This is a genomic window from Nocardia tenerifensis NBRC 101015, from assembly GCF_000308715.1.
GTDB lineage: Bacteria > Actinomycetota > Actinomycetes > Mycobacteriales > Mycobacteriaceae > Nocardia > Nocardia tenerifensis.
On record NZ_BAGH01000552.1, the window covers coordinates 1 to 11,862 of the forward strand.

An 11,862-nucleotide genomic window follows, 5' to 3' on the forward strand; every position below is an offset into this window, starting at 1 on the left:
ACCCGACCACAGCCCCACCAGGACCGACCCGACCACAGCCCCACCAGGACCGACCCGACCACAGCCCCACCAGGACCGACCCGACCACAGCCCCACCAGGACCGACCCGACCACAGCCCCACCAGGACCGACCCGACCACAGCCCCACCAGGACCGACCCGACCACAGCCCCACCAGGACCGACCCGACCACAGCCCCACCAGGACCGAGCCGACCGCAGCGCATCGTGACCGAGCCGGCCACGGTCGCCGAGACCGCTGACGCCGCGGCCTCGACCAGCGTGGATTTCACTGCCCGATCAGCTGACGAATGCCCGCCGCATCATCGACCAGACCACGAGGCGACCAAGACATGCGGACGCGGCGACATCGAGGTGATCGCCGATGCCCGCAGGCACCGGCAGGTCCACCGGCACGCGGAATCCAGTACTGAACAGCACGCCCAGGACTGCACGCAACCAGTCGGCCGAGCCGCCCGGTCCCACGGCAGGCCGGCAGGTTTCACCTACTCGTTCTCCGCCACCGTTCGCACCGCGCAGGCCGAATCCGTTTCGTCCGGTTCGCCGTTGAAGGCGATCGCATCGCTTCTCACCTCGACGTTCGATGGCTGGGACAGCGGACGGGCAGACCGGAATCGCACACACCACCCGGTGACCCAGGTCACGTTTCGCCACGCTCCAGACCCGTCACCTGTAAAAATCACGCAAACCTAGGATGAATTCCAAGCGCACTGGGACACGTTGTCCAGCAATCAATCAGCTACCTGAACATTAAGTGTTTCACATCCGCCCTGGCAGACGCGCCGCGCTCGGCTCACGCTTCGCCGGCGACACCGTTGTCCGCGATTGCGGGGCAAATTCCGGTGATCAGGCTCACCGTCACATCCACTCGGAAATAGTTCTACAGTTTGTCTCGTTCCGGTCCGACGATGACGTCCCGGGACCGTTCGGACAAAGTTCTCGGATGCAGGCCGAAATTCTTGTCACTATTCGGATCGGCATTTCCCTTATCGCTCATGGGAAACGCCGATGGGCAGCTGAAGGTGTGTCATGGAATTCATCGAACTGGCCGATTATCCGTTGCCGAGCGGCCGTGTGATCGAGTGGCTCCCGACCGCCACCGCGCACTGGGCCGACTGGCCGCGGGATACTCGCGCCGTTTCCTACAATCACGAGCATCATCTTCGAGATGCGGTGGAGCACAGTCGAATACGAGACCGGCGGCACTACTGGCTCGGGCACGCGTTCCGGATCGACGGACCGCTGGACCCGCAGGCCTGGCGCACCGCCTTCGACGCCTGGATCGACCGGCACGAGAGCCTGCGCTCGCACGTCGCCATCGAGGGCGGCCGGCCGGCGCGATACACCCTGCCGCCCGGTGAGATCCGGGTGCAGCCGGTCGACGCGGGCGCGCCGACCTCGACCATGGCGACATACCGCCTGGTCCAGGGCCTGCTCGACGACGGAACCTCCCCGCTGCGTTGGCCCTCCTACGTCGCCGTGACCATCGCGAGCCGCGACAGTTTCACCGTCGTGTTCGCCGCGGACCACTCGATCATGGACGGCTACTCCACCGTCTCCACCGGCGGCGAACTGCACGCGCTCTACAACGCGGTCCGCGCGGGGCAGTCGGCGCAGCTGTGCGACACCGGTAGCTACCTCGACTTCTGCCAGGCCGAACGCGCCCGCGCGACCGCGGCCACCGCCGACGACCCCGCGGTGCGGACCTGGGAGACGTTCTTCCCCGAGAACACCGAGAACTCCCTGCCCTGCGGCACGCTCAGCAAGGTCGCCGCCGCGCCGATCGAGTTCACCGGCCCGGCGCAGGCCACGCCGCGACGGGTGCCGCAGCGCAATCTGTCGGTCGAGGTGCTCGACGCGGACGCGGCCGACGCGGCCTCGGTGGTCGCCAGGGAACAGGGCCAGGGGCTGTTCGCGGCCCTGCTCGCGGCGTTCGCGGTGACCACGACCGAGCTCGGCGCGGGACGGGATTTCCGCACGGTGATCCCGCTGCACACGCGCACCGACCCGCAGTGGGCCGACACCCTCGGCTGGTTCGTCGGGCTCGCGCCGTTCCAGCTGGACTGCGGCCCGGCCCGCCACCTCGCCGAGCTCATCCGGCCCGCGGGCGAGGAACTGCGGCGCACCCGCGGCGCGGCGACGGTGCCGTTCGGACGGGTCTGCGAGTTGCTCGACGTCCGGCCGCGCATCTCGTTCATGGTGTCCTACATGGACGTTCGCGGCGCGCAGTCCGCGCCGACCTGGCTCGACACCAATACCCGCTGGCTGCGCAGCCGCAACGTGTCGGCCGACGAGTTCTTCTTCTGGTTCGTCCGCACCCAGCACGGCGTGACGCTCAACATGCGCTACCCGGGCACCACCAGGGCGACCCGCGACATCCACCGGCATGTGCTGCGGATGCGCGACCTGCTCGCCGAGTTCACCCGCTATGGAGACGCCCGAATCCGTCCGATCGAAGGAGCGCCGCTGTCATGGAGATGACCCTCACCGAAGACTGGCAGCCGAAGCCCGGCGTGCTGATCGAGTTCACCCCGACCGCGGCGAGCCTGGCCGCGACGCAGACGACCGCGCCGTCCGACGCGCCGGCGACCTACCTGCAGGAGTCGCATATCCGGCGCTGGTCGGCGCGCAGGCAGTCCGACGATCCGCTGGCCTCGGAGCTGTCGCTGTGCTTCAGCATCGCGAGCCCGCTCGACCCCGAGGCGCTGCGCCGCACCTACACCGCGTTCCTGCGCCGCCACGAGACCCTGCGCTCGTGGTTCCGGCTCGACGAGTCCGACGGCAAGTTCGACCTCACCAGGTATCTGCTCGACCCCGACGCCGTGGAACTCGCGACCAGCACCCTCGGCACCTTCACCGACAGCGGCGAGCTGCGCGACACGCTGGTCGCGAAGTTCAAGGCCAACGCCGATCCGACGCGGTGGCCCGCGATCGTCTGCTGCGTGATCGACCACGGCGGCGACGAGGGCTTCACGGTGGTCTACAGCGCCGATCACGCGTTCACCGACGGGCTGTCGGTGATCACCTCGATCTACGAGTTCCACGCCATGTACTACGCGTTCACCACCGGCCAGGAGCCCGCGCTGCCGCCGGTCGGCAGCTACGTCGAGTTCGCGCGCGCCGAGCGCGCGGCCGTCGCCGCCGAGCCGCCGGAGCTCGAGCGGCTGGCCACCCTGCTGGCCGAGAACGCCGAGCGCGTCCGTCCGCTGCCGATCGAGCTCGGCCTCGCCCCAGGCGAGTTGGCCGACAGCTTCGGCACCAAGGTGGTCATGCTCGACGCGGCGCAGTGCGACGCGTTCGCCGCGGCGTGCAAGAGCGCGGGCGGCTCGTTCTCTGCGGGCCTGTACGCCGCCATCGCGCTGGCCGAGCTCGAATTCGCGGGCCGCACAAGCTATCTCGGCCTGAATGTGGTCGGGACGCGCGGCGAACCGCAGTATCAGCTCGCGCAGGGCTGGTTCGTCAACCTGATGCCGATCTCGTTCGAGCTCGACGGCGCGACCCGGTTCACCGACCTCATCGGCCGGGCGGGCCTGGCGCTGGAGTGGGCCAAGCCGCTGGCCAACGTGCCGATCCACGCCGCGTTGGCGCGCGCCGCCGAGCTGACCGGCGCGCCGCTGCCGGTCACCACCGACTGGCCGTGGGTGTCCTACATGGACGTGCGCGCGATCTCCGGCGCGGCGCTGGAGAACGCGCTGCCCGGCGTGTCCGGCATCAACGGGCTCGGCTCGCGCAGCCGGATCGGGCAGACCTCGCCGATCTGGTTCAACCGGGAGCTCGAGCGGCTGCACGTCACGATGATGTATCCGGACACGCCGATCGCGCACGAGTCCGCCGCGGCGTATCTGGAGCAGATCCGCACCACCTTGCGCGCCATCGCCGACACCGGCGATTTCGCGGTCGCCGCACCAGCTCTCGCGAGGTCATGATGCAGCTGCTCTTTCTCGACCAGCTCAACGCGCCGCCGGGCACCCTGCTCGAGTGGGCGGCGCGCGCCGAGCCGGGCCCGACGCCGGACGCGACGCCGCCGACGGCCAACCAGGCCATCCACCTCGCTTCGGGCGGCCCGACGACCTGGCTCGCCGCGACCTTCGACGTGGCGGGCCCGATCGACGAGTCGGCGTTGCAGACGGCGTTCTCGGTCTGGCTGCCGCGCCACGATGCGCTGCACTGCAGCTTCGCACCGCCCGCGGACGGCAATCCCGCGTCGGTGCACGTGGTGGTGGACAGCGACATCCGCCTCGTCCCCCAGCCCGCCGTCGAGACCGTGACCACCGAGGACCTGCGCACCGTCCTCGGCGGCCGGCTCGACCGGGCGTGCTCGCCGTTCTCGTTCGCGCCGTACTTCCTCGGCGCGCTCAGCAGGCCCGAAACCTCCACTGTCGTCTGCGGATTCGACCATGCCGTCTGCGACGCCTGGTCCATCACCATCGCGGTGGCCGAGCTGGACGAGCTGTACCGGGCCGCCTGCGAGGATGGTCACGACGGCGCCGTCGCGGCCGCCGACCGGCTGCCCGAGCCGGGCAGCTTCCTGTCCTACTCGACCCGCGAGGCCGCCATCCCGGCGGCGGCCACCGCTCCGCTGATCCGCGCGTGGCGCGACTTCCTGCACGCCGCGGGCAACGATCTGCCGCATTTCCCCCTCGACCTCGGTCTACCGGTCGGCTCGCTGGCGCCGTTCGGCAGCGATGTTCGACCGTTGCTCGGCGCCATGGCGACCGATGCGCTGCACCGCAAGTCGCGGGCGGACGGGTACTCGATGTTCGCCGCGCTGCTGGCCTCGGTCGCGATGGCCGCGGCCGAGCTCGGCGGGCGCGACGGGATCGACCTGGTGTTCCCGGTGCACACCCGCCGCGAGCCACGCCACCACAACACCTTCGGCTGGCTGGTGTCCAACGCGCCGGCCCACGTGCCGGTCGCACACGATTTCTGCGCGACCGCGCAGGCCGCTGACGAGGCGGTCCGGGCCGGGCAGCGGCTCGCGCAGGTTCCGGCGAACCGGGTGCTCGCCGCGATGGGCGCCGACCTGCGCCGGACGAGAAGGGACCTGTTCAGCGTCTCCTACACCGACTATCGGCGGCTGCCCGGCGGGTCGCGCAGCGACACCACCCGCACGGTGCCGAGGAACCCGGCCCAGCTCAGCCGCAGCGCGCCGCTGGACGACGTGCAGCTGTGGTTCACCCGCACCGACGACGGGCTCGCGCTGCGCACCCGTTTCCCCGCGACGCCCGTCGCGGGACCGCTGATCGGCGAGTTCCTGGACAGGCTCGCCAAGAACCTGTCCGCGGCGATCTCGGTCCGGGTATGAGCGCGAACCACGACTGCCGGGTCGCCGAACCCGATAGTCTCAGTACAGGATCCAGCGAGGAAATCCTCGTGAAAGCCGGGAGCATCCGATGATGAAGGCTCTGGTCAGCAACGACTTCTCGACGTCATCGGACGCCGAAGCCGCCGCGACGACGTGGCACGGCGCCGCGCTGCTCCGGCCGGGCATCCTGGCCTTCGAGGGCGAGATCCTACCCACGGAGCTACACGCCCATCACGCCGTGCAGATCACGGCGGCCTGCACGCCCGTCGTCGTCGTGGACGGCGGCGGGGTGCGGCGACAGGGCCCGCACATCATCGTGCCCACCGACGCCCCGCACCGGGTCTGCGGCGGCGCCGCGCACGGCCTCGCGATCTACCTCGACCCGGAGACCGTCGCCGGGGCCGCGGCCGATCGGCGCGCGCACCTGCACGGCTGGGAGCAGACGCTGAGCGTCGACCCGGCGCGCGGCGGGCTGGCCGAGCACGTGGCCGACGTCCTCGCGGATCTGCTGCGCGACGACGCGGCAGAGCCGCCGGAGCGGCACGGTGTGGTGACCGCAGCCTTGCAGTTGCTGCCGGACATGGTGCGCGACGGGTCGGTCCGCGGCTCGGATGTGGCTCGGCAACTCGGGGTTTCGGCGACCAGGCTCACCCATCTGTTCACCGAGCAGGTCGGCATTCCGCTGCGCAGGTACATCCTGTGGCTGCGGCTCTACCTCGCGATGAACGGCGTGCTCGCCGGTGAGGACGTGGCCACCGCGTCCGCCTCGGCCGGCTTCGCCGACAGCTCGCATCTGACCAGGACCTGCCGGCGCACCTTCGGGCTGCCGCCGTCGATCCTGAGCCGCGACGTCGACTGGGATATCAGCCTCTGAGCGGGACGGGCAGTATGCTCGGGGCATGATCTCGCGGGCACGGCTGATGGCGTACGCCGTCGTCGCGTTCGTTCTGCCCGCGCTCGTGCTCTTCACGATTCCGGCGGGCGAGCCGGGGTCGGTGGCCGTCGTCGGTGTGGTCGCGGCGTCGCTGTTCGTCGCGTTCGCCGCGCTGCACCCGTCCGTCCGGCTGCCGCTTCCCGTGGTCGGTTCCGGCCCGCCCCCGTCCGCGCAACGCCGCCGACGCGGCTCCTTCCTGCGCCAGAGCAATCCTGACACCCCTGGGCGTCCTCGCCCGCGAGCGCCAGGGTTCGCGACCGCCTGACGTTCACCTCGCGCGCGAGGTGTCGTCGGCGTCGTCGACCCTTCCGTTCTCGTGCGCCCGCGCACGCCCACAGTCAGGTGCTGTCCATGCTCGACTTCGTCTATTACCCCGTGTCCGCCATTCTCTGGGTGTGGCACTACGTCTTCGCCGCCGCCTTCGGACCCGCCAGCGGTCTCGCCTGGGTGCTCTCGGTGATTTTTCTCGTGCTCACATTGCGCGCCGCCCTTTTTGTGCCATTTTTGAAACAGGCGCGCACCCAAGCAATTGTCAAAAAATTGCAGCCGAAGGTTGCGAGCTTGAAACAAAAATACGCAGGCGATCGGACGCGTCAAGCGACCGAACTACAGAAACTGTATAAAGAGCACGGCATCAATAGCTTCGGGGCACTGATTCCGATCATCGGTCAGCTTTTGGCCTTCATCGGGCTGTTCCATGTGCTGCGCTCGTTCGACCGCACGGCCGCGTCCGGCCATCTGCCGTTTCAGGCCACCGCGACGCCGATGACGCCGGAGCAGAACGCCGCGACCCCCAATTACGTCTTCAGCGCCGCCGACGTCCAGTCGTTCCTGCACGCGAAGGTTTTCGGCGCCCCGCTGTCGGCCATCCTCGCCGGCTCGGGCGACCTGCTGGCAACGGTCGCCGCCGTGGCGGTTCCGCTCATGCTGATCGCCGCTGTGGCAACGCATTTCACCGCCCGCACGTCGATGGCGCGGCAGGAGACCGCAACCGCGCTGCCGCTGATGCGCCCGCTCAGCCTGTGGGTGTTCCCGGCGTTCGCTCTGATCGGCGGCGCGCTGGTCCCGGTGGCGATCCTGCTCTACTTCGTCACCAACAACGCGTGGACCCTCGCCCAGCAGCACGTGGTCTACCGTCGCCTGGACGCCGAAGCCGCCGCGGAGGCCGCACGAACCGCCAAGGAGCGGGCACAGTCCGCCCCGAAGCCCGGCGCCAAACCCGTTCGACGCCGGTGAGAAGGGGCGGAGACCGGGTCACGGTCTCCGCCCCACACCTGTCTGTCTGCCTGTCGAGAACTGCTGCTACAGAAGCGAAGTCGACAGACAGGGCTACACCGCTACCGGTAGGTGATGACGGCCTTCTGCTTCTTCGACCCATCCGGCAAGCACATGGCCGTGGCCGCCCCGTTGCGCCGCGCGTCGGCGGTGACCTTCGCGCACTCGGTCGGCGACAGCCCCGGATAAACACTGGTCTGCGGCGCGTTGGCCAGTGCATGACCGGCCCCGGCCATCGTGGCGACGCCGCTGACCGCGAGCACCGCGAAACCCATGGCGACAGACTTACCCAGCATGATTCCCTCCCTCTCCCACACGCGTCTTCCCCGTACCGATGGGGTAACGGTGCACACCCGGGTGCACCGTCGACGCCATCGAACTGTAGCGCACGCCACCGACAGATAACCGATTGCCCCACAATCGGTTTCGTCTGCCGATCACATCGCGTCGAGGGCCTTGCCGAGGTTGCGCGCGACAGCGGGCCAGCCGCCGCCCATCGTCCGGCGGGACAGCTGCTGGATGGGGTCGTCGGGGTCGAATCCGCTGTGGCGCAGCAATACTCGGGTGCCGCGACCCTCAGAGTGCAGCGTCCAGGTGATGCGCCAGTCGGCGGGGTTGGTGGCGGCGGCGTCCGCCCAGCTGATCTGCAGCCGCTCGGCCTCGACCACCTCGAGCACCTCGCAGGCCACCTCGCCGGAGAAGTTCACCGCGGGAATCGGCTTGGCGCGCATGCTGAATCGGCAGCCGGGCACCGGCTCGAAGCCGTCCGGCTCCATGAGCCAGCGGCCCATCAGCTCGGGGGTGGTCAGCGCCCGCCACACCTTCGCGGGCGGGTGCGGGTAGAAGTGGTCGACCTCGATCGCGGTCAGGTCGTCGCTCATGATTGCGTCTCCTCGTCCATCTCGTCGAGCACTTTGCCGAGTTCGGTGAGGTTGGCGCGCCAGTACCGCTCGTACGGGTCGAGCCAGCTGCGCAGTTCGAGCAGCGGCTGCGCGGCGAGCCGGTAGTAGCGGAACCGCCCCTGCTTCTCCTCGGTGACCAGCCCGCAGTCGCGCAGCACCTTCAGATGCTCCGACACGCTGGGCCGCGCCATGTCGAAGCGCTCGGCGATGGCCTGGACGGTCTGCTCACCGTCGAGCAGCCCGTCCAGGATGTCGCGGCGGGTCGGGTTGGCCAGCGCGCCGAACAGCAGGTCCACCGCGCTCGCCTTGGTTCGCTGCGGCATCGACGGTCCTCAGTTCTGCGCCGGACTCGCTTGCAGCACAAAAGAATTGCCGTCCGGGTCGACGAAGGTCGCCTGCCGGCCCCACGGCTGGTCGATCGGCCCGTCCACCTGCGCGCCCGCCTCCCGGAGCCGGGCGACGGCGTCGTCCACGTCGTCGCTGCCGAGGATGACGCCGGACAGCGTGCCGGGGGTCGCTCCGGGGAACGGCTTGTGCAGCACGATCGAGGTACCCGCGTCGCCCGGCGCGACCTCGAGCCAGCGATTCTCCCCCATGACCTGGTCGCCGCGGACGGCGAACCCGAGCACGGTGGCGTAGAACTCCTTGGCCCGGTCCTGGTCGGAGACGAAGGCGGTAATGGTGTTGATCTGCGTGATTGTCATGCCGTTGACTATAGGTAGGATTTTTCCTACCTGTCAACCGGCTGATTCCAGCAGGAAATCACTCACGAACGCAGAGGGCTATTCGGCCGCGCTTCCACGTAGTACTCGGCTGACAGCGCCTTGAGCCACAACCGGATCGGCGCGGGCGCCCACCGCGCCGACGGGTCGTGCCGTACGACCGGGTCGGTCAGCTCGATCTCTCCACCGCGCGTCCGCAACGTGAAAACCCCTGCGGCGCTGATGTTTTTGAGCCAGTCGACGTCACGCCCGTAGGTCAGCGCGATACGGTACACGCCGTCACGCCGGAAGACCGACACCGGCGTCCGGTACTCGCGACCCGATTTTCGGCCCTTGTGCCGCAGGATGGCGAAGCCCGGAACGCGCCCGGCGAACAGTCCCGCGGCGGGGTTGGTGGCATACCGGTTGAAGTTCGCGAGTGCGCGGGGAAGCACCATCGGCGCGGTCCTCTCTCGAGTCGGCGTGCGGCCATGACGTTACTCTCGAGCGGTGTCAGCGCAGCCGGAAAGAGTTCAGCAGAAGTCCGAGATGATCGCCGTCTACGACGCGGCCGGACGGGTGGTCGGCGCGGCCGATCGGGCCGAGGTCTACCGCGACGGGCTGTGGCACGCCAGCGCCGGCGTGCTGGTGCGCTCCGGCGACGGCGAGCGAATCTACGTGCACCGCCGCACCGACACCAAGATGGTCTTCGCCGGTATGCACGACTGTCTGGCCGGCGGCGTGATCGATCCCGGCGAGTCGCCGGAGCGGACGGCGGTCCGGGAACTGGCAGAGGAACTGGGCATCAATGTGACCGCAGACGCGCTGCGGCCCGCGGCCAGCGCGTCCTGGGATGGCGTGTGGCAGGGAAAACCTATGCGCTGCCACGTTTTCGCCTACGAACTGCGCTACGACGGACCGATCCGCCACCAGGCGGAGGAGATCGCCGAGGGCTGGTGGTGGACCGACGCGCAGCTGCGCGCCCACCTGGCCGACCCGGACTGGCCGTTCGTGCCGGACACCCGGGTACTCGTCGACGATCTCCTCACCTGAACAGCCGCTCTCCGGCGGCCCTTACCCGATCAGCCTGCGCTGCCGCTGCAGAGCGACAGCAGTGACGTGAAGATGTTCGCGAAAATCTCGAGTATTTCCATGCTTCTCCGATGGTCGGCTTATCGATGAGCCCCGGAGCATCGACGACCCATATGGTCGATGCGTGAACACCGAGTGAACACCGATGGTCGCCGCACCGGGTTTACCCGGAGGAGGCTACCGAACTGGCCCATGCGGCGAAAGCGCCCGGATTCCTGGTCTGCAGCAGCACCCGGCCGGGCCCGACGAAGTCGAACACGAAACCCTCGCCGGACTTCAGCGACTGGATGGACCGGCCGACGACCGCCCGGCGGATGGTGAAGTTCATCGCCAGGTCGTAGGCGACGACGTGCCCGGTGTCGATGGTGATCGGCTCCCCCGGCTGCAGGTCGATGACGTCGATCGCGCCGAACACCCCGACCACGACCTCACCCTCGCCGTGCGCGCGCAGGCCGAAGCCGCCCTCGCCGCCGAACAGGTTCGCGAACCCGCCCCACTTGCCTTCCACCTGCACGCCATGGGAATTCGCGATCCAGCCGCCGCGGCTGATGAAGAACGGGCGGTCCTGGGTGATCTGCAGATTCAGCATGTCGCCGGGCAGCGCGGGCGCCACATCCACCCAGCCGCCCTGCTGCGGCGCGGTGAACGTCGAGACGAAGAACGATTCGCCGGCGAGCACCGAGCGCTTCAGTCCGGCCAGGATGCCGCCTTCGGCCTTGGCCGCCAATGTGACTCCCGCCGAGTGCGCCACCATGGCGCCGCTCTCGACCCGCATCGGCTCGCCGCCCGCGAGGAAGCACCGCGCGATCGTCGACGCGGGGTTGTGGCGCAGTTGTACCTTTATATTCGCCGACCCTACCGCCTGATTCGCGGCGGTAGGGACACCACTGTCGGGGGCTGGGACACCGCTGTCCGAAGCCTCGATCGCACTGTCGGACGGTGGCCTACTCGAGCGACCGCAGCGCGTCCTCGTCCCGCGCGAGGACGGCCCCGCCGTCGGCGGTCAACACGATGGGCCGCTGGATCAGCCGCGGATGCTCGGCCAGGGCCTCGATCCACCGGTCGCGGTCGGCGGGCGTGCGACCCCACTCGGACATCCCGAGGTCCTTGGCGATCTGCTCGCCGGTGCGGGTGATGTCCCACGGTTCGGCGCCGAGCCTGCTCAGCACGGCCCGCAGTTCGTCCGCGGTCGGCGGCGCGTCGAGGTAGCGGCGCACCGAGTACTGCACGCCGGCCTCGTCCAGGAACGCGGTGGCGTTGCGGCTCTTGGAGCACTGCGGGTTGTGCCAGATCTCCGTCTGCCCAGATGTCATGTCAGCAGGGTACCTAGCGGGACCGACACCTCCCCCGTTTGATTGCTCGCCGGCTGGATAAGTCCGATTCGATGCGTAAACGACTGAACCGGATCAATGCCCTGGACCGCCGCCTCGTGCGGCGCAGCGCCAGCCTGCGTCCGACGCCCGCCGACAATGCCCTGCGCTCACTCAGCATGAGCGCCAACCACAGTCGCCTCTGGATGACCGTCGCCGCCGGACTCTTCGTGGCGGGCGACCGGTCGCAGCGGCGCGGGGCCGTGCGCGGCTTAGCCGCGGTGAGCCTCGCCAGCGCGCTGGCCAACGGCGTCGCCAAGCCGC

The 11,862-nt window shown here is 69.3% G+C and carries 15 protein-coding genes and 1 pseudogene; 9 read left to right on the forward strand and 7 right to left on the reverse strand.

Annotation, left to right across the window (positions count from 1 at the left end):
• The first annotated feature begins 226 nt into the window (after positions 1-226).
• From ON39_RS49225 to yidC, 7 genes are all read left to right on the forward strand, one after another.
• Positions 227-712, forward strand: coding sequence for a hypothetical protein (locus ON39_RS49225; RefSeq protein WP_146251290.1), 486 nt, complete (start codon positions 227-229; stop codon positions 710-712).
• 336 nt (positions 713-1,048) lie between these two features.
• The gene (locus ON39_RS36275) at positions 1,049-2,500 is read left to right on the forward strand and encodes a condensation domain-containing protein (protein WP_051187544.1); all 1,452 of its coding nucleotides are present in this window, start codon (positions 1,049-1,051) and stop codon (positions 2,498-2,500) included.
• Positions 2,491-3,945: a condensation domain-containing protein gene (locus ON39_RS36280; RefSeq protein WP_051187545.1), complete on the forward strand. Its 1,455-nt coding sequence runs from the start codon at positions 2,491-2,493 to the stop codon at positions 3,943-3,945. The genes ON39_RS36275 and ON39_RS36280 overlap by 10 nt, the downstream gene beginning before the upstream one ends.
• The gene (locus ON39_RS36285; protein ID WP_051187546.1) at positions 3,942-5,324 is read left to right on the forward strand and encodes a condensation domain-containing protein; all 1,383 of its coding nucleotides are present in this window, start codon (positions 3,942-3,944) and stop codon (positions 5,322-5,324) included. Before ON39_RS36280 ends, ON39_RS36285 begins: the two co-directional genes overlap by 4 nt.
• A gap of 88 nt (positions 5,325-5,412) precedes the next feature.
• A complete protein-coding gene (locus ON39_RS36290) occupies positions 5,413-6,198 on the forward strand; it encodes a helix-turn-helix transcriptional regulator (protein WP_306307558.1) in 786 nt (261 codons plus the stop codon).
• Between the two features lie 25 nt (positions 6,199-6,223).
• Complete coding sequence (locus ON39_RS36295; RefSeq protein WP_051187547.1) at positions 6,224-6,523, forward strand: DUF6412 domain-containing protein; 300 nt, start codon at positions 6,224-6,226, stop codon at positions 6,521-6,523.
• A gap of 86 nt (positions 6,524-6,609) precedes the next feature.
• The gene (gene yidC / locus ON39_RS36300; protein ID WP_040740928.1) at positions 6,610-7,494 is read left to right on the forward strand and encodes a membrane protein insertase YidC; all 885 of its coding nucleotides are present in this window, start codon (positions 6,610-6,612) and stop codon (positions 7,492-7,494) included.
• 101 nt (positions 7,495-7,595) lie between these two features.
• Here the strand turns inward: yidC and ON39_RS36305 are convergent, their stop codons facing one another.
• From ON39_RS36305 to ON39_RS36325, 5 genes are all read right to left on the reverse strand, one after another.
• Positions 7,596-7,829: a hypothetical protein gene (locus ON39_RS36305; protein WP_040740915.1), complete on the reverse strand. Its 234-nt coding sequence runs from the start codon at positions 7,827-7,829 to the stop codon at positions 7,596-7,598.
• Between the two features lie 141 nt (positions 7,830-7,970).
• Positions 7,971-8,414, reverse strand: coding sequence for an SRPBCC family protein (locus ON39_RS36310; protein WP_040740916.1), 444 nt, complete (start codon positions 8,412-8,414; stop codon positions 7,971-7,973).
• Positions 8,411-8,758, reverse strand: coding sequence for an ArsR/SmtB family transcription factor (locus ON39_RS36315; RefSeq protein ID WP_040740917.1), 348 nt, complete (start codon positions 8,756-8,758; stop codon positions 8,411-8,413). The genes ON39_RS36310 and ON39_RS36315 overlap by 4 nt, the downstream gene beginning before the upstream one ends.
• 9 nt (positions 8,759-8,767) lie before the next feature.
• Positions 8,768-9,139, reverse strand: a complete 372-nt coding sequence (locus ON39_RS36320; RefSeq protein ID WP_040740918.1) for a VOC family protein — start codon at positions 9,137-9,139, stop codon at positions 8,768-8,770.
• A 62-nt stretch (positions 9,140-9,201) separates the two neighbouring features.
• A complete protein-coding gene (locus tag ON39_RS36325; protein ID WP_040740919.1) occupies positions 9,202-9,594 on the reverse strand; it encodes a nitroreductase family deazaflavin-dependent oxidoreductase in 393 nt (130 codons plus the stop codon).
• A 91-nt stretch (positions 9,595-9,685) separates the two neighbouring features.
• On the opposite strand from ON39_RS36325, the gene ON39_RS36330 reads away from it, so the two are divergent.
• Entirely contained in the window at positions 9,686-10,189 is a 504-nt protein-coding gene (locus ON39_RS36330; RefSeq protein WP_040740920.1) for an NUDIX hydrolase, read from the forward strand.
• 202 nt (positions 10,190-10,391) lie between these two features.
• On the opposite strand, the gene ON39_RS36335 is transcribed toward ON39_RS36330, so the two are convergent.
• The gene (locus ON39_RS36335) at positions 10,392-11,072 is read right to left on the reverse strand and encodes a TIGR00266 family protein (protein WP_040740921.1); all 681 of its coding nucleotides are present in this window, start codon (positions 11,070-11,072) and stop codon (positions 10,392-10,394) included.
• A 100-nt stretch (positions 11,073-11,172) separates the two neighbouring features.
• Positions 11,173-11,541 carry an arsenate reductase family protein gene (locus tag ON39_RS36340; RefSeq protein WP_040740922.1) on the reverse strand — a complete coding sequence of 123 codons (369 nt, stop codon included), beginning with the start codon at positions 11,539-11,541 and terminating at the stop codon, positions 11,173-11,175.
• A 71-nt stretch (positions 11,542-11,612) separates the two neighbouring features.
• On the opposite strand from ON39_RS36340, the pseudogene ON39_RS36345 reads away from it, so the two are divergent.
• Positions 11,613-11,862, forward strand: a pseudogene (locus ON39_RS36345) (glycerophosphatase); the annotation flags it as partial.